The sequence below is a fragment of the Ruegeria sp. BE1 genome, assembly GCF_056538885.1.
In genome coordinates, this window is record NZ_JBQFTY010000003.1 from 120,160 (window position 1) to 141,797 (window position 21,638).

The following is a 21,638-nucleotide window of genomic DNA, read 5'->3' on the forward strand; positions in this document are numbered from 1 at the left end:
GATCAACTGCGGTGGCAGTGTTCAGATATGCATTGTGGTGAAATTCCGGTTCATCCGGTTTGTCGAAGAACCAGATTGCAACGACCCGTTTTGCGAGAAAAGTGGTGTCTCAAGAGGGACTCGAACCCCCGACCTTGTCCTTACGAATGCGGCGGGCTAGCGTCCAACCACATTGACTTTAAAGCATTTTATGTAATCGCGTATCAGTGTTGCAAGGATATTACACGTTTTCCTGACCGAGACGAGCCGCATACCACGCATGGACGTTTTAGAAACCCAGAATGAGATCACCTCTGGATTGAAAGCAATGTTCCAGCTACCACTGTCTCAATTATTTCATACCGACGGAGCTACGCGCCGATGGCTACTGCGACCACAGCAAAAAAAGACAAAATACTGGACGATTTCGAAGAAGAATTTGATGATATCGAAGGCATCGAGGGTGGAGTCGCTCGCCCAACCGAAGAATTAGTTATCGGCATGGTTGGAGCTGTGGGCGCTGGAGTTACGACTGCGGCCCATATCTTGAAAGAAAAGTTAGACAAAGAGTATGGGTATGAAGTCACGATACTAAAGGCAAGTGACCTTATTCGGGACAATGCTGACAAAACAGCCACGCCTAACCCTTCTGCAGTGGGCGCAACCCGCATTAAGGACTTGCAAAAGGTCGGCACCGAACTTCGCGATAAGTTTGGCGAGGAGTACGTATCTGCAAAAGCCGTTGAGACTATTGCCATTCACCGAAGTGCCAGGGGTGGGTACGACGAAAGCACAACAGTGCCTCAGCCAAAGCGTCTTAGACAAGCAACAATCATCGACTCGCTAAAGCATCCAAAAGAAACGGAACTTCTTCGGAACGTGTATGGTGGGATGTATTGGCAGTTTACCGTGTTCGCGCCTGAGGCGGTTCGAGAAGCTAGATTGAAGTCCCAAGGAATAGAAAAGGACGACTTGGCGGGGATTTTTACTCGCGACGAGAATGACCGAGAAGGAGACCACGGACAAAAAGTGAGCAAAACGGCTTACCTGTCCGACTTTTTCATTCGGAACGATGGTCAAAATGATGAGCGCCTAAAGGTTGTTACGGATAGGTTTCTTGAGGTGATTTTCAACATCTCTGTCCACACTCCAACCACTGATGAAGCCGGTATGTATGCCGCAGTTTCCGCGGCGAGTAAGTCTGCATGTTTGTCTCGGCAAGTGGGCGCCGCAATATATTCCGAAAATGGTGAGCTTCTCAGTGTAGGTTGGAATGACGTTCCAAAAGGTGGTGGTGGCCTTTACTCAGCGAATGACAAAAACAACGATCACCGTTGTTTTAAGTGGGGTGGAAAACTATGCCACAATGATCGGAAGAAAGAAAATCTATACAATAAAATCTACGAACAATTGGAAGCAGAAGGCCTGTTAGCTAAAGGTGTCGACTTAAATCAGCTACGAAGGCAGTTGGTAAAAACCCCGTAAAGGACCTTATTGAATATAGCCGGTCCATACATGCCGAAATGGAGGCAATTGTATCTGCTGCGCGAGCGGGAAAATCCGGGATGGTTGGGGGTACTCTGTATACAACAACTTTTCCCTGTCACAATTGTGCAAGGCATATTGTCGCCGCCGGAATCAGCAAGGTTTACTACGTTGAACCCTACGCCAAGAGTCTTGCATTGGAACTCCATGCTGACTCAATTGCAGTCACCGAAGATGAGCAAGACTTGTGTTCGTTCCTCCAGTATGAAGGCGTAGGGCCTGACAGCATCCTAAAACTCTTCCATCATGGAGTGGAGAGAAAAAGCGGTGGAAAGGCGTTAACCAACGACAAGGAAACAGCCCATCCGATCCTTCCACCCCCAATGGATGGATTCACAACTCACGAAAAACGCGTTATAAGACGTTTAGAGAGCATCGAAGGCCAACCTACTGAAGACCAAGCTGGATAGAAAATGGGCAGTGATCAATCCAAACGTAGGAACCAACGCGAATTCATGTTCGTATTTTCTTCTGATCAGAAGAGGTCCAACTCTCCAACAGAAGATGCCCAAGCCGATGCTCCGAAACATTCAAGTGGCGTTAGACTGAAAGAAGACGAGGCCAAGGACGTGCGTCGCAAGCTGATTGATCAACTCCGAGAGTTTGGTTGCTGAAAATGGTGCCGCATGAGGGACTTGAACCCCCGACCCATCGCTTACGAAGCGATTGCTCTACCAGCTGAGCTAATGCGGCAGCGACACGTCGTTTAAACGCGCCAATCCTCGTTGTCCAGTGTCCTGACGGACTGATCGCGACTTGAATATCTCGGACGCTAAAGCCGCTTTTGGCCAAGTTTGCAAATCGTACCCATCGCTGCGGGTTCGCAGCCAGCCAAGGGCAAACTATATTAACCGAGTTACGCAGTTCCGGCTTTGCGGACCAAAGCCGACGTTCACTTCATCTGCAACAGCTATCGCCCACTTGGATTGGTGGACACGGAACAGTGGCGTAAGAACAGTATACACAACAGTCGCCTTCCAACGGCTTCAAAACTGTTTTGCACGCCTTGCATTCGTAGAGCCACTGGCAGGCATCCGTTGGCATTTCTTCGGTTTCGCTGTGCCCACACTTTGGGCAAGTCAGTGTGCTTTCAAGCACTACAGTTTGGTCCGTCATTGTCTCACATCTGCATAATCAGGAAATCGTTGATCCGGGCCTCATAGAACACGACAATCCAAGCTAATCCGGTCATCGCGGTCGTTCCCCAAAGCCACCATTTCAATTTTGGTAGTGACCCGCGCTGATAAGACACCAGCCAAGATACCGCGACAAACCCGGTCGAAATCGCGAGCACGTAGTAGCTTGCCGCTGCAATCTTGCCAAAGATTGCTATCCAACTGCCGCCCAAACCCAGCAACATCATCGTCATGGGCATTACACAGCAGGTCGCGACGCCAAGCGCGGACAGTGATCCTATGTAACTGAGGCTAAGGTACTTCTGCATTTCATTCCTCGGTTGTGATTGTTGCCACGTCTGCGCAATCATCTATAACTCCTGTAGCAACTACAGGATCAAGGTGGGAAATCTCACATGTTTGCGATTGGGGAAGCGTCTCAGCAAAGCGGTGTCGGCATCGAAACTATCCGCTACTACGAACGCGAAGGGATCGTGCCGAAGCCGGAGCGGGCATCAAACAACCGGCGCATGTACTCCACGCAGGATATTGGACGGCTTCGGTTCCTAAAGAAGTGCCGTGACTTGGGTTTTCCTCTTGCCGACGCGAAAACGCTTCTAGGACTGTCTGAAGGCGATAGCGAGGATTGCCGCTCCGTTAAGGACATGGCCGAACACCACGTTCTTAATGTACGCGAAAAGATAAGCGAACTTAGGCGTTTGGAAGCGGCATTGACTGAACTTACGGCCAACTGTGACAGCGGGAATGTCTCCTGCCCAATGCTCTCAAAACTGCGCACCTTGTAGTGGATTTGGGCTCAGAGCAGCAGTTTGTCGCGCTTCACGTTTGCGGCAGATCCCAGCCCCACAGCAGACATAGGCAGCTTGTTGCGGCTGCTGAGAACAGCCGCACACCACTGGTGGCGATCTGCGGATGTGCAACTCGTTGCGGACGCACAAAGTTCACCTTATGAGGGTTTCTGAGGCCCGTGCCGCTGAGTGTGCGCTTTGCTACGGTTTGAGCGGCTGTCAAATAAGGAAGAATCGGCGTGTCGAATTTGAACGGAATTAGTTCTGAGATAGCTACCATTTTGGCCGAAAAACCCGCGGCACCGTTCCTTTTTCTGGGATCAGGTTTTTCTATAGGAACCGTACCGTTCGTACCGAGACAGGTCCCAAAATCATTTCTCAAGGCCTCAAAAGATGGCTGTGGCGACGGTTCCAGCGTCACGCCTGACCTGACAGCCTCAGCAAAGACTCAGTGTCCAGCCGCACATATGGGCTACCAGACACCATCGTCTCCAACTCCTCCAATGAACATTCAGTCAGGTCACGTGGCCCAGTGTTGGTGACTGGTTCGGGACGTTTGGGTGGCACCCACCCGAGCCGGTCTAGCACGTCCCGTGCGGCCTGCAAGCGAAGTTGAGGGCTGGGCGCAGCATTCTGCTGGGCAACGCGGACCATCAGAACAACAGTTCTTGAAACTCAAGCCACGCCTCCCCATCCCTGTAAGTCTTCGAGTATTCGACCCTGCTGTTGTTGCCGGTTGTCCAAGTCGCACGGCCGATGCACGTGACTTCCTTAGGCGACTGAGACTCAGTCGAAATGTTCACGATGTCTCGAATGGCAACGCCATTGTTTTGTGAGGCATGGCTTTTTGACAGTGTGATGATCTCGTCCTGAATGCTCTCGCAGTCCAGATTGCCGACCTCAATATCCATTTGCCTCAATAGATCAGTCACCATCTCCATTGGGTTTGGTGGCTCGCCTTGAGACAGCCAGTTCAGCCCAAAGGTAAAAACAAAGCTAGTTGCCAAGAAACCGGTCACCACTTTCACAAATCTAAAGGCGGTGCTGGAGGTGGAATCGTTATCATCCTCAAACTGCAATGGGGCTCCGCAGTGGGGGCAAGACGCAGCGAGGTCTGAAATTTCAGCTTCGCATTCATAGCAGGTTGTTAGGGCCATTGTTCACTACTCGTTTTGTATATCTAGTTGATTTGTTGGTTCGAGTCAGGGGTTTCTGCGAATGTGCCGTGGCGCTCTTGGATCGCACTTTCAGCGGGGTGCAGAGCTTGAGGTTTGATCGATGTCGGCCCAGCACAAGTCTGCATTGTGACTTGTGCTCGGCCATCTCGTTGGTCAGTGGCTACTTGGCGGACAAAATCATCGCCATGCCAATCAGTGGACCTAGTATGAACTGGATTGAGCAGATTACGCGGAACCACCCGCTAATCTTATGACCGTTGGTCTTTAGCTGTATTCCACTGCGGAACATTGATTGACCAAAATAGAAACAGACCATCATGGCGACCGCGCCGATTAAGAACTTCATTTCGTATCCTGTTTTAATAGGGAGTTTTTAGAAGGTTCGGGCCAGATAAAGACCGGCAAGTTTGGAGGTCTATTGAAGGACCATCGCTGCGCAAACCTGCGAAAAATCAGGATAGATAGGATCGGACCCGCGTTTTTGCCCGGTCTGCACACCGAATTCGATCATCTTATCCATGCATGGAGCGATGCGTTCCGCGATCATCTGCAACTGTCCGGATTGGATCAGGTGCTGTACTTGAGCGTCGGAAGGAATCAAGGCTGTGAAATAGTTTGCTGCAGAAGCAACTTTGATCTGGCGGGTCGCTTGTCTCCAATCGGCGATCTGTGCGTCAAACGATAGGTAGTTTGACAGCCAACTTGGCAAGCCAACACTCTCCTCAGGCTCATCGGCTTCACCAAATATGAGACCTTGTGCGGAACCAGCAATGATGAAGTCGAGGAAAGAGGCGACAACCAGCCCGTACATCAATGGTGCCACAACGTACCGATATGTAAACAAAAACGGGAACAAAAAATATGCGTATAATTTCAAATGGTTATGGTGATTTTTATGAATTTTTCGGTGTTATCTTGCGACGTTAAGACGAAGAAATTAACAAGTTGCAACGTTGTAAAAAATATTTTTCCATTTTACGATGTTATTGCGTCTAAAGTTTTCCGAAACAACTTGTTTCGAGTGGAGTGATTCAGATGGCTGCATCCCAAAAACGTCCAGAGCGAGCTACCAGCGAAGAACTCTATTTGTTTGAGACCCATATGAAGGACGTTTTCTCTCTGAAAGAGTGGAAATTCGTCGAACCAGCAAAAATTAAACTCAAGCTGCCTAAGCGCAAACGCCACATCCGAAGTGCACTTAACGAAATTCGTCGCGAGATTGTGGGGGTCGTTGAACATTTTCACGCTGAAGGAAACGCAATCGGCCAATGCTACATGTATCAACCCAAGAACGTACTGAAGCAATTTTCTTATCAACTAGCGGTTGGGTGCCAGGAAAAGGCTTTAGAAAGTGAGCTAAGAGAGTTTTGGGACGACTATCTGCGATCCTTGGGAAAACACGTTCAAAGGAATCCGAAGCAAAAAGGTGCATCTAGACTTCATTACCTGTGCTTGCTTGGGCTGGACCCTAATGGATCATGGACAGGTTCAGGGGAGGTTTCCCGACTAGCGCGCCAATTGCACTACGCGCAAACACAAGGTGTTCCATCTAAGTTCTTAGTTGGCTTCACTTACCAAACTGGTGGGCAAGTAGTGAGCTTAGAAAGAGTTAAAGAAGAAGACGAAAGGAGGAGCGCTGAAAGAAAAAAACGAAAGAGAAAGGAAGCGAAGAGAAAGGCAAAGGCGGAGAAGGCGAAAATTAGAGAAGCAAATAAGGATGAATGGGGTTAAGAGTTTTTGCCGGTTCTCACTAGTGAGAACCGGCATATGGATCAATACTCAGTAGACAGCAATACCGCCATGTACCTTGTCGTCAGTTGTGGGTCAGTGGGGTCAGGTGACTCGTCATCAAGGTCTTTGTTGTAATAGTTGATTTCCCATTCAATGGTTCGATTGTTGACCTTGATTGAACCCACATCATGTTCACCGCCAGCTTCTACACTTTTGTCGCCCGCATCCCCGGCAAGCTGTTTCATGATCGCGTCAACGGTAGCTCTCCCAAGAAGATGTATTCCCATAGAGATCATGACAATGCCGCCTTCCCCGGTTTTCCGGAAATGATCGTTCAAAACTTGGTTCTTCTGAGTGGGGGACATGTCCGCTGTCAGTTTGACATGCGAAGAGATTTTGCTGTCCGTCATGGAAAGCTCCTGTGCTTTTGAGATTTTTGATTGTTGTGAGGACGTACAGGCGGGCACAGCTTCGCTTTTTTCAGCGTAGCCATTCAAATTATCTGTGCTCTTTTGGAAGTTGCACGCGACAGTCAATTGCCGTTCTGCACATTGTCAGTGTACCAAAAACTCTTTCAAATGTCAAAAAGCATCAAAATAACAATGCCTTAAGAGGTCGCCAAAAAAGGAAATTCATGCCTTCAAAGAAACGGTTTTCTACACGTTTCTACGTCAATCTATGCCGCGTGGTTGCTAGGTGGTTGCTGTAGGCGTGAGAAATTCTCGCCTATTCTTGCTAACCCTTTGAAAAAAGTGGTGAGCCGTGCAGGATTCGAACCTGCGACCCACTGATTAAAAGTCAGTTGCTCTACCAACTGAGCTAACGGCCCACTCTTTTGTCTGGATCTTGTCGATCCGTGGCGCTCTCTAAGCCAATTCCCCGGCCGGGTTCAAGCCCTTATTTCGCGCCTCGCTTCGCCTTCACTTAACTCGTGTCCGGCGTCCCGATAGGCGGCCTAATTAGGCAGGTGGCGCGGGGGGGTCAACCCCTTTTTTCAGGAATCTGCGCCGCAGGGTGGATTCCTTTCCAACACGGGGTTATATGCGCGCCATGCAACGAATACTGACCTCCGGTTTGCCCTTCATGAAGATGCACGGGCTGGGCAATGACTTTGTCATTGTCGATGCGCGCGCGCATGGCGTGCAGATTACGCCTGCGTTGGCCAAGGGAATCGGCCACCGACAATTCGGTGTGGGTTTCGATCAGCTGGCGGTGATCGAAAACGGCGATTCGGACGCGCATCTGGTGTTCTTCAATGCGGACGGGTCGACCTCGGCCGCCTGCGGAAATGCCACACGCTGTATTGCCAGATTTCTGATGGAAGAAACCGGCAAGTCCGAGCTGACCCTGACCACCGAACGCGGCACGCTGTTTGCGCGCGATGCCAGCGGTGGCCTGACCTCGGTCAATATGGGTCAGCCACAACTGGAGTGGCAGGACATCCCGCTGGCCGAAGAGGTGGATACGCTGGAGCTACCAATCGAGGGCGGGCCAAGCGCCACCGGTATGGGCAATCCGCACTGCACATTTTTTGTCGAGGATGCCGAAGCGATCCCTCTGGCTGAGTTCGGCGCGCGCTATGAATACCACCCGCTCTATCCGGAACGCACCAATGTGCAGGTGGCGCAGGTCATCGGCCCGGATCACATCCGCATGCGCGTCTGGGAGCGCGGTGTGGGTATCACTCTGGCCTCAGGGTCTTCGTCCTGTGCCACCGCCGTCGCCGCCGCGCGGCGCGGCCTGACCGGGCGCACGGTGCAGATCGAACTGGATGGCGGCACCATCTGGATCGACTGGCGCGAGGATGGCGTCTGGATGACCGGACCCACCTGTCACGTGTTCTCGGGCACTCTAACGCACGAATTCCTGGAAACTCTGGGATGAGCGCCCCCAAATTCACCACGCTGGGCTGCCGCCTGAACGCCTATGAGACCGAGGCGATGAAAGAGCTGTCGCAGCAGGCGGGTCTGTCCAACGCCGTGGTGGTGAATACCTGCGCCGTGACCGCCGAGGCCGTTCGTAAGGCCCGGCAAGAAATCCGCAAGTTGCGCCGCGAAAACCCTGATGCGCGCCTGATCGTGACCGGCTGCGCCGCCCAGACTGAGCCTGAAACCTTTGCCCAAATGGATGAGGTCGACGCGGTTATCGGCAACACGGAAAAGATGCAGCCCGACACCTGGAAGGGCATGGCCGCCGATTTCATTGGCGAGACCGAGGCTGTGCAGGTCGATGACATCATGTCCGTGACCGAAACCGCAGGCCACCTGATCGATGGGTTCGGCACCCGGTCGCGTGCCTATGTGCAGGTCCAGAACGGCTGTGATCACCGCTGCACCTTCTGCATCATTCCCTATGGCCGGGGAAATTCCCGAAGCGTCCCCGCGGGCGTGGTGGTGGATCAGATCAAACGGCTGGTGGATCGGGGCTATAATGAGGTGGTTCTGACCGGCGTTGACCTGACCTCATGGGGCGCCGACCTGCCCGCACAGCCCAAGCTGGGCGATCTGGTGATGCGCATCCTGAAATTGGTGCCGGACCTGCCGCGCTTGCGGATCAGCTCGATCGACTCGATCGAAGTGGATGAAAACCTGATGCAGGCCATCGCGACCGAGCCGCGCCTGATGCCGCACCTGCACCTCTCGCTGCAGCATGGCGATGATCTGATCCTGAAACGGATGAAACGCCGCCACCTGCGCGATGACGCGATCCGTTTCACCGAAGAGGCGCGCAAGCTGCGTCCCGACATGACCTTTGGTGCCGACATCATCGCGGGTTTCCCCACCGAATCCGACGCCCATTTCGAAAACTCGCTCAAACTGGTGGCCGAGTGCAACCTGACCTGGCTGCACGTCTTTCCCTATTCCAAACGCGAAGGCACCCCGGCGGCCCGCATACCGCAACAGGTCAACGGCAATATCATCAAAGCCCGCGCCGCCCGCCTGCGCACCGCTGGCGAGGCGCAGGTTGCAAAACACCTGAACGCGCAACTAGGCAAAACCCATCACATCCTGATGGAAAACCCGCATATGGGCCGCACCGAACAGTTCACCGAAGTCACCTTCGATACCTCACACCCTGAAGGGCAGATCGTCACCGCCACGATCACGGATCACACCGATAGCCAACTCAAAGCCTGATCCGCCCTTCATCTGGCCAAAAATATCCCGGGGATGAATTGGCCGCAGGCCAAGAAGGGGCTGGCCCCTTCCCCCCAAGCAACAAAAAAACCCCGCAGCCATATGGCGCGGGGGTTTTCAATTCAGACGGCGAAAGACCTTAGTCTTTGCGCTTGCCTTTCACACCAGCCCACAACCGCTTGTTGACCAGATACAGCAGCACCGACAGAACCGACAGGAAGATGACGCCGACAAAGCCGGAATACTTACGTTCCATCATCTTCGGCTCAGCCGTCCACATCAGGAAAGCGGCGATATCTTCGGACATGGCCTCAACCGTGGCCGGGTGGCCATCGGCGAATTCGACCTGATCATCGGACATCGGCGGCGCCATCGAAATCCAGCCTCCGGGGAAGGCTTTGTTCTCATATAGGATGGTGCCTGCCTCTTCCTTTTCCTCACCGGTATAACCATCCAGCAACGAGGCGATGTATTCCGCACCGCCCATGCCTTTGAAGAACTGGTTGATCCCCAGACCATAGGGCCCGTGGAAACCCGCGCGGGCCTTGGCCATCAGGCTCAGGTCCGGTGCGCCAACCCCGTTATTTGCGGGGAAATGGTCGGTCGGGATCGCCGGGCGGAAATCGTCCTGCTCGGGGTCGAAAACTTCGAAGTTTTCTGCCGAATAGGCAATGACTTCTTCTTCGGAATAGCCCAGGTCTTCCAGCGTGCGCAGGGGCACATATTGAAGGCCATGGCAGGCCGCGCAGACCTCGGTATAGATCTGCAGGCCGCGCTGCAGCTGGTTCTTGTCCCAGGTGCCAAACGGCCCTTCGAACGAAAAGTCGAAGTCTTCGATGTGTTGCTCACCGCCACCTGCCGCAAAGGTCGAGGCGGGCGCAAGGGCCAGGGCAAACGCGGCACCGATTGCAAGTTTCTTGAACATGTTTCCGGTCCCTCTTCTTACTCGGCCGGCGTGGCATCGGCGTCAGCCTTGCCATAATGCGCGTTGAAGTCTTCTTCGATGGTCTCAGGCGGGGTCAGAGGTTTCTCGATCACACCCAGGATCGGCAGGATCACGAAGAAATAAGCGAACCAGTAGGCGGACGCGATCAGCGAGAAGGTCGCATAGGGCTCCTCGGCGGGCATCGCACCCAGCCACATCAGGGCAAAGAAGTCGATGACCAGCAGGTAGAACCACCATTTGAACATCGGACGGTACTTGCCGGAACGCACGGTCGAAGTGTCCAGCCACGGCGCCAGCGCCATCGCCAGAATTGCGCCGAACATCGCCAGAACACCAAAGAACTTGGCGTCGATGATGCCGCCGGTGATGAAGCTGGCGAATTGCACAACCCAGACCTCACCGGTGAAGGCGCGTAGGATCGCGTAGAACGGCAGGAAGTACCATTCAGGCACGATGTGTGCCGGTGTGACCAGCGGGTTCGCCTCGATATAGTTGTCCGGGTGGCCCAGATAGTTGGGCATAAAGCCGACAACCGCCCAGAACACGACCAGAATGACGGCCAGCGCGAACAGGTCCTTGATCACGAAATAGGGCCAGAACGGCAGGGTGTCTTTCTCGGCCTCGGCTTTCGAGCCACGGCGCACTTCAACACCTGTCGGGTTGTTGTTGCCAGTGGTGTGGAAGGCCCAGATATGCACGATCACCAGCGCCGCAATCACGAACGGCAGCAGATAGTGCAGCGAGAAGAAGCGGTTCAGCGTGGCGTTGTCCACCGCCGGTCCGCCCAGCAGCCAGGTCTGGATCGCCTCACCCACAAACGGGATCGCGCCAAACAGGCCGGTGATCACGGTCGCACCCCAGAAGGACATCTGACCCCAGGGCAGAACATAGCCCATAAAGGCAGTGCCCATCATCATCAGGTAGATCAGCATCCCGATGATCCACGTGATTTCACGCGGCGATTTGTAAGAGCCGTAGAACAGGCCACGGAAGATGTGGATATAAACCGCAACAAAGAACAGCGACGCGCCGTTCATGTGCAGGTAGCGCAGCATATAGCCGCCGTTCACGTTGCGCATGATGTGTTCGATGCTGGCAAAGGCCAGATCAACATGCGGGGTATAGTGCATCACCAGAACGATGCCGGTGACGATTTGCAACGCCAGACAGAAAGTCAGGACGATGCCCCAGATCCACATCCAGTTCAGGTTCTTGGGGGTGGGGATCATGAGCGTGTCGTACAGCAAGCCGACGATGGGCAGGCGGCTGTTCAGCCACTTTTCGCCATTTGTCTTCGGCTCGTAGTGATCGTGGGGAATTCCGGACATAAGTTGGGTCTCCCTTAGCCGAGTCTGATGGTGCTGTTGTCGACCCATTCCGCCGGGGGAACAGGCAGGTTTTCAGGTGCGGGGCCTTTGCGGATACGGCCGGCCAGATCATAGTGCGATCCGTGGCAGGGGCAGAACCAGCCGCCAAAATCGCCGGCATCGCCCAGAGGCACACAGCCCAGATGCGTGCACACGCCCATCTGTACCAGCCAGGCGCCGGGTGCCTCACCTTCGGGCGAGGGCATCACGCGGTTCGCGTCTGTCGCAGGCGCATCAGCGGGCTGGTTAAAGTTGCGCGCCAGCGGATCGGGCAGCGCGTCAACGCCTTCGGCGTCCTGCTGCTGCGCTTCGGCAATCTCGGCGCCGGTGCGGTGACGGATAAACACGGGTTTACCCAGCCACTTGACAGTCAGCTGCGTACCCGGCTCAACGCCGCTCACGTCCACACGGATCGAGGACAGCGCCTGAACATCGGCTGATGGGTTCATTTGGTTGACGAGGGGCCATACGGCTGCACCTGTCGCAACGACACCTGCGCCGCCAGCGACGTAGTAGAGGAAATCTCTGCGGGTGCCTTCGTGGTCTTCAGCGTGGGACACGAGGTTATCTCCGATTTTCTGGCGCCCGCGAACGGGCATATAGCTCGCGCACCGCACGAATGCGGCGTCTTAAATGAGGTATCTATCGGGGGGAAATCGGTTCGTCCAGCGGTCATAGGCGCGCATTACGCCGCATGTAGCCATTCAATTCGCAACGAAACGGATAATTTTCAAGCTGTCGCAGCGCAGAAACAGCAAAAAACCGTAAAATCGACCCCGTTGCGGGCGACGTGATTCGCCCTGCATCCGGCCTGCATTGAGCGAGTCGCCCGACCTCGCGCCGCTGCCCCCAACTCCCACGGCCAGCACATATTTCTGACGATGTTCTGCCACGTTGTTTTCACCTTTCAGCATATCCGTGTCCCAAAAAATACTGCGTCAAAAATACATATTTTATAACAGCTTAAGCAGGTTTGAATCCGATTGAACTTGGGGCCGAAATCTACGAATGGCCAAAAGACTCCCAACCTCAGTAGGACGTTTTCCATGCTCAAGATCATTCCAACCGTTCTGACAGTCACGATTGCTTTCACATCGCAGGCTTTGGCCATTGGCGATCCGGTTAAGGGTGAAAAGCTGTACAATCGCTGCTCGGCCTGCCACGCGATCATCAAAGATGGCCAGGTTTTGGTCAAAGGCGGCATCACCGGACCGAATCTATACGGTGTCGTCGGCCGCGTCGCCGGATCCGAGAACGACTACCGTTACGGGAGCGAGCGTTTGCCCATCGGGATGTTCACCGACGACATGATCCGCGCGGGCGACGAAGGGCTGGTCTGGACACAGGAAAACATCGCCGCCTATTCGAAAAACCCGATCGGTTTCATTCAGGAATTTCTGGATGACGAAACCGCGCGCCCGAACATGAGCGTAAAGCTGAAAAAAGGCGCGGATGACATCGCAGCCTACCTGGCCACGTTCAGCGCAGACTAAGACCGGAAAACGCGCTGGCCCTGCCGGTCACGGCCAGCGCCAAAACCATCAACCCTCAGGACGGGTGGCCACCATGCTGGGCCGTTCGCCAAACGTGGCAAACCAGCTGGCAAGCGCATCGTTTCCCTTGCGCCAGCCCCGCGCATCGTGGCGCAAATCCAGATAGCCCAGCGCACAGCCCACAGCCACCTGTCCCATATCCAGCGGCCCAGACAGATGCGCCATCCAGCGCTGGTTCAATGCAGCGCAGGCGCGTTCGATCTTGACCCATTGCGCATCGACCCAATCCTCCCATTGCTTGTCCTCGGGACGCAGCCGGGCCTCATAGGTCATCAGCAAGGCCGCATCCAGAATTCCATCCGCCAGCGCCTCAAGCGTCAGAACATCCCAACGCGCCGCGCCTTCGGGGTACAATCCCGCCCCGGCCCGCGCATCCAGAAAGGCGCAGATCACCCGGCTGTCAAACAGGGTCGGGCCATCCGGGCGTTCCAGCGCAGGCACCTTGGTCAGCGGGGCCTTGCCCAACAGCGGGGCTGCCGGGGAAACCGGTGTGCTGGCAACGGTTTCCAATTCGATATCCTGTAACTGGTCGGTTTCATGCAGCAAAACCATGACTTTGCGCACATAGGGTGACGTCGGACTGTGATAGAGTTTCATTCGCAGGCTCCTTGTTTGGGCCGACCTTACAACACGACCCGCAAAACAAAACCGCAAATTCCCGTGCTCGGGATCTCTTGCAGTCGCGCCCACATCTTGGCACTGTCGCCGCGTTCTCAGGGCGGGGCGAAATTCCCCACCGGCGGTATGCGGGCTGCGACCCGTAAGCCCGCGAGCGGTCTCGTATCATTCGGGATGACAAGCAGATCTGGTGAGAGACCAGAGCCGACGGTTAAAGTCCGGATGAAAGAGAACGTGCAGCGCGCCACCCGGCACGGCTGCTCGTGATCGCCTTGGGTGACGTGTCTGTTTACGTAGGAGATCATGATGACACACACCCGCTATGCTTTCGTCAAAGCCAACTGGCATTCCGATATCGTTGACCGCGCGCTTGAGGGCTTCCAACAGCTTATCCCGGCCGACCAGATCGACGTCTTCGACGTGCCCGGCGCGTTCGAAATGCCCCTGCTGGCCCGCGATCTGGCCCAAACCGGACGCTACGCGGCCATCGCCTGCGCCGCTTTTGTCGTGGATGGCGGCATCTACCGGCATGATTTCGTGGCACAGGCCGTGGTCGATGGCCTGATGCGCGCCGGAATGGACACTGGGATACCGGTCCTGTCCGTCTCGCTGACCCCGCACCAATATCAGGAAACCGACCACCACAACGCCATCTACCGCGACCACTTCGTCCAAAAAGGGCGCGAGGCTGCGCAGGCCGCACTGATGATCACGGAAACACGCCAGAAACTCAAAAGCGCGTCCTAGATACTTCTTCTTGTCGCAAATACGGCGGGGGTGAATTGAGCCAAAGGCTCAAGAGGGGGCTGGCCCCCTCCCTTGCTTTACCGAAATCCGCTTGAGGCCAAAGGCTCTCCCCGCTAATCACAACGCGCAAAGGAGCACGCCCCATGTCGATGAACAGCTTTGGACACCTCTTCCGCGTCACCACCTGGGGCGAAAGCCACGGCCCCGCTTTGGGCGCCACCGTTGACGGCTGCCCGCCGGGCGTGACCATCGACGCAGGGATGATTCAGCACTGGCTGGATAAACGCAAACCGGGCCAGAACAAGTTCACCACCCAAAGGCGCGAACCGGATCAGGTGAAAATCCTCTCTGGCGTGTTCGAAGGTCAGACCACCGGCACCCCCGTCCAGCTGATGATCGAAAACACCGACCAGCGTTCGAAAGACTATGGCGACATCATGGACAAGTTCCGTCCGGGCCATGCTGACATTACCTATTGGCAGAAATACGGCATCCGCGACTATCGCGGCGGCGGGCGCAGTTCAGCGCGTGAGACCGCATCGCGCGTGGCCGCAGGCGGGCTGGCGCGTGAAGCAATCAAGCAGATCGCACCCAACGTGCAGATCACCGGCTATATGACCCAGATTGGCCCCCACAAGATTGACCGCGCCAATTTCGACTGGTCGCAGATCGAACAGAACCCGTTCTGGACGCCCGATGCGCAGGCTGCTGACGACTGGGCCGCCTATCTGGGCGACCTCCGCAAATCCGGCAATTCGGTCGGCGCAGTGGTTGAGGTCGTGGCGCGCGGCGTCCCTGCCGGGCTTGGCGCGCCGATTTACGCCAAGTTAGACACTGATTTGGCGGCCGCGATGATGTCGATCAACGCGGTCAAGGGCGTCGAGATCGGCGAGGGCATGGCCGCGGCTGAACTGACCGGTGAGGCGAACGCGGACGAGATATTCATGGGTCAGAACGGACCGCAATACAGCTCGAACCATGCAGGCGGCATTCTGGGTGGTATCTCGACCGGGCAGGACATCGTGGTGCGGTTTGCGGTGAAACCGACCTCGTCGATCCTGACCACGCGCAAGACGATCACCAAGTCCGGTCAAGAGGCAGAGATCATCACCAAAGGCCGCCATGACCCCTGCGTCGGCATCCGCGCCGTGCCGGTGGGTGAGGCGATGATGGCCTGTGTCGTTCTGGATCACCTTCTCCTGCATCGCGGTCAGATCGGAGAGAATCGTGGACGGATCGGCTGATCTGCGCACCCGTCTGCGCGCCGTGGTGGCGCAGCGTATGGAAACCGATCCCGCCCATGACCTGGCCCATCTGGACCGCGTCTGGGTGAATGCGCAATCCATTGCGGATGGACAGACAGACATGCCGGTGCTGATGGCCGCCAGTTATCTGCACGATCTGGTGAACCTGTCCAAAGACGACCCCGACCGCCATCTTGCATCAAGACGGTCCGCCCAGGAATCAGAGCCTATTCTGGGGAAACTCGGCTTTTCTTCGGACCAGATCGGGGCCATCCGGCACGCGATCGAGGCGCATAGCTTCTCGGCCAATATCGCCCCCGAAACGCCCGAGGCCCGCATCCTGCGCGATGCCGACAGGCTGGATGCATTGGGCGCGATCGGCATTGCCCGGAATTTCTCGGTCTCGGGCGCGCTGGGGCGTGCGCTTTATGATCCGGCAGACCCGTTTGCTGCAAACCGGCAGCTAGACGACCTGACCTATTCGCTGGACCACTGGAAGGTAAAGCTGCTTGCCTTGCCCGCGGACATGATGACTGAACGTGGCCGGGTCATCGCACAGGCCCGCGCAGACCGCATGATCCGCTTTCTTGAGGAATTCGCGGATGAAATCGGCAGCCCGCTGCCTCAAACCTGGGTGAACCAGCCGCCCGAGCGTTGATCTTTCCCCCTTAAACACGCAGGCTGGCGCCGATGGCAAAATCCTTAACATCGCATCGACCTCTTCTGGCCGTCGCGCTCAAACTCAGTGCGTTGCTGCTGTTCACGGTCATGCAGGCGCTGGTAAAGTCCCTGTCCGATGAGTTCCCGCCCGGAGAGCTTGTGTTCTTTCGGTCGCTTTTTGCCGTACCTGTCATCATCGCGTGGCTTGGCTGGCGGGGTGAGCTGTCGCAGGGCCTGGTGGTCAGAAAACCCATGGGGCATTTCTGGCGCGGCGTTCTGGGCACCAGCGCAATGGGTCTGACATTTACAGGTCTCAGCCTGCTGCCACTGCCAGAGGTGACGGCAATCGGCTATGCCACCCCGATTTTCACCCTGATTCTGGCCGCGATCATGCTGGGGGAACGCATCCGAATGATCCGCATCGGCGCTGTTGCCATCGGGTTGCTGGGGGTTCTGATCATGCTCTGGCCCCGGTTGGGGGGCAATAACATGGATACGGCAGCCACGATTGGAGCGCTTTGTGTCCTGGTCGCGACAATCGCCCGAGGGTTTGTTCAGATCCATATCCGGCAATTGGTTCAGGTTGATCACCCGGCCGCAGTTGTGTTCTATTTTTCGATCACGGCGACCCTCATGTCGGCGCTCAGCGCGTTTTGGGGCTGGGCAATGCCAACATGGGAACAGGCTCTGATATTGATAATTGTTGGGCTTATTGGCGGGATCGCGCAGATACTCGTGACCAGTTCCTACAAGTTTGGGCAGGCGTCCATGCTTGCCCCGTATGACTATTCGACCATGCTGTTTGCCGTCTTTATTGGCTATGTCTGGTTTGATGAGTTGCCGACGGCGGTCATGCTGGGTGGTGCGGCGCTGGTGATCGCGGGCAATGTCATGGTGATCCTGCGCGAACGTCAGTTGGGATTGGAACGGGGCAAGGCGCGGTCAGCAAAGGACCTCAAAGCCTGATCTTTACCTTTGCTGAACTTCGCCTAGGTTGGGCGCAACATAATGAAAGGTTCCCTCGATGAGCGACGCGCAGGATCACAAGGAAAAGATGCAAAAGGTGCAGGCCCAGCACCGCAAAAAAGTGTCCGAGGCCGTCGACCCGGACCGTGGGCTGGTGCTGATCAACACCGGCAAGGGCAAGGGCAAATCCTCGGCCGCGTTTGGCGTGGTGATCAGGGCATTGGGCTGGGGTCAAAAGGTCGCCGTTGTGCAGTTCATCAAGGGCAAATGGAAAACCGGCGAGCGCCGCTTTTTCGAAGAACGCGATCTGGTGACGTGGCACACAATGGGCGAAGGGTTCACCTGGGATACGCAAGACCGCGAGCGTGACATCGCCGCCGCCAATGCCGCCTTTGACAAGGCCCGTGCGCTGATGGCCAGCGGTGAATACGACCTTGTGGTTCTGGACGAGATCAACATCGCCCTGCGCTATGAATACCTGTCGGTCGAACAGGTGATCGATGGCCTCAATGAACGCGCGGACAAGACCAGCGTGTTCCTGACCGGGCGCGATGCCCCGCAAGCGCTGCGGGACTATGCCGATCTGGTCACTGAAATGACCGAGGAAAAACACCCGTTTCAGGCCGGGATCAAAGCGCAGCGCGGCGTCGATTACTAAGCGCGTCAAGGGATCGTTTCCGAGGCGGCGGCGAACCCTCACATATCAGAACGCTAAGTTCGCAAACCGCCTCGAAATCCGGCGCTGGATGCGCTTGCATCTGGCGTTGCGATATATCTGACTAATTTAGTCAGTAATTGCAACTGCGAAAACCGCGCCCCAGAAACTCCCTTGGGGCGCGGCGTGGTTGACGGTCAGATTCCTTGCGGCTGGGGGTCCAGTGTGACTGACCATAGCTCGGTATCGGCGCGGTCCATCAGGCGCACGGTCATCTGTTGGGTCGTCCCATCAATATCGACCAGTCCAAAGAATTGCAGACCGGCGCTGGGGGGCAGGTTTGCGCCTTGCTCTTTGGTCGGTGCTTTGACGAATTTCACCTGCGGCCCAAAGGTGCCGTCCAACGCGTTGGGGCCAAAGGTTCCGGCATGCAGAGGGCCCGAGACAAACTCCCAAAACGGCTCAAAATCCTGAAATTGAGCCGTATTAGGGTCATAGTAATGCGCGGCGGTGTAGTGCACATCAGCGGTGAACCAGACCGTGTTTGTGATCCCTTCGGTTTTGATGAAACGCAGCAGGTCAGCGATTTCCAACTCACGCCCTTTGGCCGGGCCACTGTCACCATTGGCAATCGCTTCGGCCCCCATCTGATCATTCCAGCGGTCCCAGACGATCAGACCGATGGGCATGTCCGAGGCGATTACCTTCCACGTGGCTTGTGATGCGGCCAGCTCGCGTTTCAGCCAGGCCAGCTGCGTGGCCCCCAGAATGCGGGACTGATCGGTGATCTCATCCTCCATCGAGGCACCGTTTGGCCCGCGATAGCTGCGCAGGTCCAGAAAGAAAACGTCCAGCATCGGACCGTATGAGATTTTGCGGTAGACGCGGCCGGGTTCTGCGGGGGTGATCCGCAGCGGCGTCATCTCATGAAAGGCGCGTCCGGCGCGGGCCTGCAGCGCATGCACCGATTTCTCGGTGTAGCGATCGTCAGAAATCAGGTCCTTGGCGTCGGACCAGTTGTTGACCACCTCATGATCGTCCCATTGAAAGAAGGTCGGGCAGACCGCGTTCATGGCGCGCACGTGATCATCCATCATATTGTATTTCCACTGGGCGCGGAATTCGTCCAGCGTTTCGGCCACCTTGCGCTTTTCGTCGATCAGGGTGGTGTTTTTCCAGATCAACTGGCCGTCTTTTTCCACCTCATCCTGCATCGGACCGTCCGCATAGACGGTGTCGCCGGAATGGATGAAGAAATCGGGACGGTGCTGCGCCATGGTGGCATAGGTGCGCATCCCGTCATCATCGATGCCCCAGCCTTGCCCGGCGGTATCCCCGGACCACGCGAACCGGATATCCCGGCGTTGGGACGGAGCAGTGCGGAATTGGCCAATAATAGGCTCTGATACGGCATTAATGTCGCTCAGATCGGCAGCCACGAAGCGATAGAAGATGTCCTGATCCGAGGGCAGACCGTCGACCAGCCGCTTTACCGCCATGTCGCTGTTCGGAATGGCATCCATGGCCGGCAATTGGCGGGCGTCGGCAAAGCTCTCGGTGGTTGAAACCTCCATCATCACCCGCGCGGGGCGGTCGGTGCGGGTCCAGATCATGCCGGATGTCATGTCCACATCGCCCGACTGCACCCCATGGGTGAACACGGGGCGCGATGCGGCACGGCTGAGGGCAGGCATAGCAAGGGATGCGGCGAAAGCGGTGCTGCCGGCCAGAAAGGCGCGGCGATTGGGGCGAAGGATTCGGGTCATGTGGGCTCTCCTGTCTGGTGGCCGGGTGCAGCCACGGGATGGGTGAGCGGCAGTGAGCCGCCTGTTTGTAAAACAAGCGGCTCAGATTCTTGAAAGTATCACGATGATATTGTGATACCTGTGGATAAGTGGCTCAGGCGGTCACGCCTTCTTCGGGCGAGCTGAGCGAGATAACGGCGACCACCGCCGCGCCGTTCAGCCAGTAGTATATCGCATCCAGCCCCGAGAACCCAAGCAGGCTGGGCGCGGCCAGAAACGTAACGCCCACAATCAGGTCAACAGCCAGGTGAAGCTTGTAGGGCAGCACCCGCCAGATCCCCAGATGGTGGTCCGTCAGCACGGTCAGCACAAAGGCCGCAACCCCGGTGACCACGGACAGCCACAAGGCCAACGGGTTGGATTGACCCAGCCCAAGCAAAAAGGGCAGGCCCATCAGCGCAAAGGCAACAGGATAGTCCAGATAGGCGTGGATATTGCGGGTAACAAAGCGAAGAGACATGGGGGTTCCTTTCCTTGAATGGGATGACTCCAAACTAGGCAAGGACCATGGAACGTTTAATTCTGCATCGTTCGGCAGATATTGCAGATCGTCCAGAATTGTCGGGCGATCAGTGCATGGACCGATAGGCCGCCGGTGACAGCCCGACCTGTTTCTTGAACACCCGCGAAAAGGCGGCCTCGGACGCATAGCCGACCTCGGCCGCGGCGTCGGCCACGTTCCAGCGCGCCTCGGTCAGACCATGGCAGGCGATCTGCATGCGCCAGTCGGTCAGGTATTGCATGGGCGTGGCCCCCATCTTTTCCGCGAAAAGCTGCGCAAAGGCCGTGCGTGACATCCCGGCCTCACGCGCCAGCGATTCGACGCTCCAATCCTGTGCGGGGGCCTGATGAAACGCGGTCAGCGCGCGGGAAATGCGCGGATCAGCGAACCCGGCAAGGGCCGACTGGCTGGGGCTTTGATGTTCCAGATGGGCGCGGATGGCCTGCGCGAACAGCACCTCGGACAGTTTCAGCGCGATCAGATCACCGCCGATCCGGGCGCCGTTCACCTCGGACCCGATCATGCGCAGGGTCGCTTCGATCCAGGCCCCGGCCTCTTCACCGTAGTTTTCGATCAGGATATAGGGCGGCAGCCGGTCTATCAGCATATGGCCGGTTCCCTGACGCCCCGGCGGGCCGGTGAACGAGAAATGGCCGCAGATCAGCTGCGTATCGCGGCTTTTGTCCTCGCCCCCATAGATCAGTACACCATCACCCTGATAGCCCGACTCCTCCAGCACCTGTTCCAGTGGCAGCGCATCGACCGGTTTGACCTCATTGCACAGCAACGCATGGGCTGCGCCATGCGGGATCAGGATCAGATCGCCCTGCTTCAATCGAAGGGTTTCCCCTGTGTTAGAGACATAAACCTTCAGCTCACCGCGTTGGACAAAGTGAAACCGCGCCACGTTTTCGAACGCAGGCACCTGCACACCAAAGGGCGGCGTAAAGGACGTGCGGAAATAGAACGTGCCCCGCAGGGACAGGCGGGTCAGGATATCGCTGAGAAGGTCCAACATGCCGCCCAATCTAAACACACCTGCCCATGCGTCCAGTTGCCGGGACGATCTGCACAAAAGATT

The 21,638-nt window shown here is 56.3% G+C and carries 26 protein-coding genes, 2 tRNA genes and 1 riboswitch; of the genes, 12 read left to right on the plus strand and 16 right to left on the minus strand.

The annotated features are described in order from the left end of the window. Positions 1–360: 360 nt before the first annotated feature. Both ACR0J5_RS10680 and ACR0J5_RS10685 read left to right on the plus strand, forming a co-directional pair. A complete protein-coding gene (locus ACR0J5_RS10680; RefSeq protein ID WP_480653127.1) occupies positions 361–1,464 on the plus strand; it encodes a hypothetical protein in 1,104 nt (367 codons plus the stop codon). Positions 1,465–1,472: 8 nt separating this feature from the next. After that, positions 1,473–1,934: a deaminase gene (locus tag ACR0J5_RS10685; protein WP_480653927.1), complete on the plus strand. Its 462-nt coding sequence runs from the start codon at positions 1,473–1,475 to the stop codon at positions 1,932–1,934. Between the two features lie 207 nt (positions 1,935–2,141). Here ACR0J5_RS10685 and ACR0J5_RS10690 read toward each other — a convergent pair. From ACR0J5_RS10690 to ACR0J5_RS10700, 3 genes are all read right to left on the minus strand, one after another. After that, positions 2,142–2,217: transfer RNA gene (locus ACR0J5_RS10690), tRNA-Thr, on the minus strand. A 204-nt stretch (positions 2,218–2,421) separates the two neighbouring features. Further along, positions 2,422–2,640, minus strand: a complete 219-nt coding sequence (locus ACR0J5_RS10695) for a GDCCVxC domain-containing (seleno)protein (RefSeq protein WP_480653129.1) — start codon at positions 2,638–2,640, stop codon at positions 2,422–2,424. 4 nt (positions 2,641–2,644) lie between these two features. Then, complete coding sequence (locus ACR0J5_RS10700; protein ID WP_480653131.1) at positions 2,645–3,010, minus strand: hypothetical protein; 366 nt, start codon at positions 3,008–3,010, stop codon at positions 2,645–2,647. A gap of 45 nt (positions 3,011–3,055) precedes the next feature. Between ACR0J5_RS10700 and ACR0J5_RS10705 the strand changes: the two genes are divergently transcribed. Then, positions 3,056–3,445, plus strand: a complete 390-nt coding sequence (locus ACR0J5_RS10705) for a MerR family transcriptional regulator (RefSeq protein ID WP_480653133.1) — start codon at positions 3,056–3,058, stop codon at positions 3,443–3,445. A gap of 34 nt (positions 3,446–3,479) precedes the next feature. Here ACR0J5_RS10705 and ACR0J5_RS10710 read toward each other — a convergent pair whose 3' ends face one another. The 3 genes from ACR0J5_RS10710 to ACR0J5_RS10720 form a co-directional block, all read right to left on the minus strand. Further along, the gene (locus ACR0J5_RS10710) at positions 3,480–3,869 is read right to left on the minus strand and encodes a hypothetical protein (protein WP_480653135.1); all 390 of its coding nucleotides are present in this window, start codon (positions 3,867–3,869) and stop codon (positions 3,480–3,482) included. A gap of 232 nt (positions 3,870–4,101) precedes the next feature. Further along, positions 4,102–4,527, minus strand: coding sequence for a hypothetical protein (locus ACR0J5_RS10715; RefSeq protein ID WP_480653136.1), 426 nt, complete (start codon positions 4,525–4,527; stop codon positions 4,102–4,104). Between the two features lie 514 nt (positions 4,528–5,041). After that, positions 5,042–5,437 carry a hypothetical protein gene (locus ACR0J5_RS10720; RefSeq protein WP_480653138.1) on the minus strand — a complete coding sequence of 132 codons (396 nt, stop codon included), beginning with the start codon at positions 5,435–5,437 and terminating at the stop codon, positions 5,042–5,044. A 224-nt stretch (positions 5,438–5,661) separates the two neighbouring features. On the opposite strand from ACR0J5_RS10720, the gene ACR0J5_RS10725 reads away from it, so the two are divergent. Next, positions 5,662–6,357 (plus strand): hypothetical protein, encoded by a 696-nt coding sequence (locus tag ACR0J5_RS10725; protein ID WP_480653140.1) that lies wholly within the window; start codon positions 5,662–5,664, stop codon positions 6,355–6,357. Positions 6,358–6,398: 41 nt separating this feature from the next. Here ACR0J5_RS10725 and ACR0J5_RS10730 read toward each other — a convergent pair whose 3' ends face one another. Continuing rightward, positions 6,399–6,767, minus strand: a complete 369-nt coding sequence (locus ACR0J5_RS10730) for a DUF3768 domain-containing protein (protein ID WP_480653142.1) — start codon at positions 6,765–6,767, stop codon at positions 6,399–6,401. Positions 6,768–7,110: 343 nt separating this feature from the next. After that, positions 7,111–7,186: transfer RNA gene (locus ACR0J5_RS10735), tRNA-Lys, on the minus strand. A gap of 212 nt (positions 7,187–7,398) precedes the next feature. Between ACR0J5_RS10735 and dapF the strand changes: the two genes are divergently transcribed. Then, the gene (dapF, locus tag ACR0J5_RS10740) at positions 7,399–8,241 is read left to right on the plus strand and encodes a diaminopimelate epimerase (protein WP_480653144.1); all 843 of its coding nucleotides are present in this window, start codon (positions 7,399–7,401) and stop codon (positions 8,239–8,241) included. Beyond that, positions 8,238–9,494, plus strand: coding sequence for a tRNA (N(6)-L-threonylcarbamoyladenosine(37)-C(2))-methylthiotransferase MtaB (gene mtaB, locus ACR0J5_RS10745; RefSeq protein ID WP_480653146.1), 1,257 nt, complete (start codon positions 8,238–8,240; stop codon positions 9,492–9,494). The genes dapF and mtaB overlap by 4 nt, the downstream gene beginning before the upstream one ends. A 139-nt stretch (positions 9,495–9,633) precedes the next feature. Here mtaB and ACR0J5_RS10750 read toward each other — a convergent pair whose 3' ends face one another. The 4 genes from ACR0J5_RS10750 to ACR0J5_RS10765 all read right to left on the minus strand — a co-directional run bounded on the left by ACR0J5_RS10750 (position 9,634) and on the right by ACR0J5_RS10765 (position 12,721). Continuing rightward, entirely contained in the window at positions 9,634–10,419 is a 786-nt protein-coding gene (locus ACR0J5_RS10750; protein ID WP_480653148.1) for a cytochrome c1, read from the minus strand. Positions 10,420–10,436: 17 nt separating this feature from the next. Beyond that, positions 10,437–11,768 (minus strand): cytochrome b, encoded by a 1,332-nt coding sequence (petB, locus tag ACR0J5_RS10755; protein WP_480653150.1) that lies wholly within the window; start codon positions 11,766–11,768, stop codon positions 10,437–10,439. Positions 11,769–11,782: 14 nt separating this feature from the next. Continuing rightward, positions 11,783–12,367, minus strand: a complete 585-nt coding sequence (petA, locus tag ACR0J5_RS10760; RefSeq protein WP_480653152.1) for a ubiquinol-cytochrome c reductase iron-sulfur subunit — start codon at positions 12,365–12,367, stop codon at positions 11,783–11,785. Between the two features lie 144 nt (positions 12,368–12,511). Further along, on the minus strand, positions 12,512–12,721 hold the full coding sequence (locus ACR0J5_RS10765; protein WP_480653154.1) for a hypothetical protein: 210 nt from the start codon (positions 12,719–12,721) through the stop codon (positions 12,512–12,514). Positions 12,722–12,853: 132 nt separating this feature from the next. Between ACR0J5_RS10765 and ACR0J5_RS10770 the strand changes: the two genes are divergently transcribed. Further along, positions 12,854–13,300 (plus strand): c-type cytochrome, encoded by a 447-nt coding sequence (locus ACR0J5_RS10770; protein ID WP_480653156.1) that lies wholly within the window; start codon positions 12,854–12,856, stop codon positions 13,298–13,300. A 48-nt stretch (positions 13,301–13,348) separates the two neighbouring features. Here the strand turns inward: ACR0J5_RS10770 and ACR0J5_RS10775 are convergent, their stop codons facing one another. Continuing rightward, complete coding sequence (locus tag ACR0J5_RS10775; protein WP_480653158.1) at positions 13,349–13,957, minus strand: glutathione S-transferase; 609 nt, start codon at positions 13,955–13,957, stop codon at positions 13,349–13,351. Positions 13,958–14,065: 108 nt separating this feature from the next. Then, a riboswitch (FMN riboswitch) is annotated at positions 14,066–14,216 on the plus strand. 68 nt (positions 14,217–14,284) lie between these two features. Here ACR0J5_RS10775 and ACR0J5_RS10780 point away from each other — a divergent pair. The 5 genes from ACR0J5_RS10780 to cobO all read left to right on the plus strand — a co-directional run bounded on the left by ACR0J5_RS10780 (position 14,285) and on the right by cobO (position 18,253). Then, positions 14,285–14,725, plus strand: coding sequence for a 6,7-dimethyl-8-ribityllumazine synthase (locus ACR0J5_RS10780; protein WP_480653160.1), 441 nt, complete (start codon positions 14,285–14,287; stop codon positions 14,723–14,725). A 143-nt stretch (positions 14,726–14,868) separates the two neighbouring features. Continuing rightward, entirely contained in the window at positions 14,869–15,969 is a 1,101-nt protein-coding gene (aroC, locus tag ACR0J5_RS10785; protein WP_480653161.1) for a chorismate synthase, read from the plus strand. Beyond that, positions 15,953–16,627 (plus strand): HD domain-containing protein, encoded by a 675-nt coding sequence (locus tag ACR0J5_RS10790; protein ID WP_480653163.1) that lies wholly within the window; start codon positions 15,953–15,955, stop codon positions 16,625–16,627. Before aroC ends, ACR0J5_RS10790 begins: the two co-directional genes overlap by 17 nt. 32 nt (positions 16,628–16,659) lie before the next feature. Further along, a complete protein-coding gene (locus ACR0J5_RS10795) occupies positions 16,660–17,595 on the plus strand; it encodes a DMT family transporter (RefSeq protein WP_480653165.1) in 936 nt (311 codons plus the stop codon). Positions 17,596–17,653: 58 nt separating this feature from the next. Further along, entirely contained in the window at positions 17,654–18,253 is a 600-nt protein-coding gene (gene cobO, locus ACR0J5_RS10800; protein WP_480653166.1) for a cob(I)yrinic acid a,c-diamide adenosyltransferase, read from the plus strand. 194 nt (positions 18,254–18,447) lie between these two features. Here the strand turns inward: cobO and ACR0J5_RS10805 are convergent, their stop codons facing one another. From ACR0J5_RS10805 to ACR0J5_RS10815, 3 genes are all read right to left on the minus strand, one after another. Continuing rightward, the gene (locus ACR0J5_RS10805) at positions 18,448–20,016 is read right to left on the minus strand and encodes an alkaline phosphatase D family protein (RefSeq protein WP_480653168.1); all 1,569 of its coding nucleotides are present in this window, start codon (positions 20,014–20,016) and stop codon (positions 18,448–18,450) included. Positions 20,017–20,149: 133 nt separating this feature from the next. After that, the gene (locus ACR0J5_RS10810; RefSeq protein ID WP_480653169.1) at positions 20,150–20,515 is read right to left on the minus strand and encodes a hypothetical protein; all 366 of its coding nucleotides are present in this window, start codon (positions 20,513–20,515) and stop codon (positions 20,150–20,152) included. A gap of 109 nt (positions 20,516–20,624) precedes the next feature. Next, a complete protein-coding gene (locus ACR0J5_RS10815) occupies positions 20,625–21,575 on the minus strand; it encodes an AraC family transcriptional regulator (protein ID WP_480653171.1) in 951 nt (316 codons plus the stop codon). Positions 21,576–21,638 lie beyond the last annotated feature (63 nt).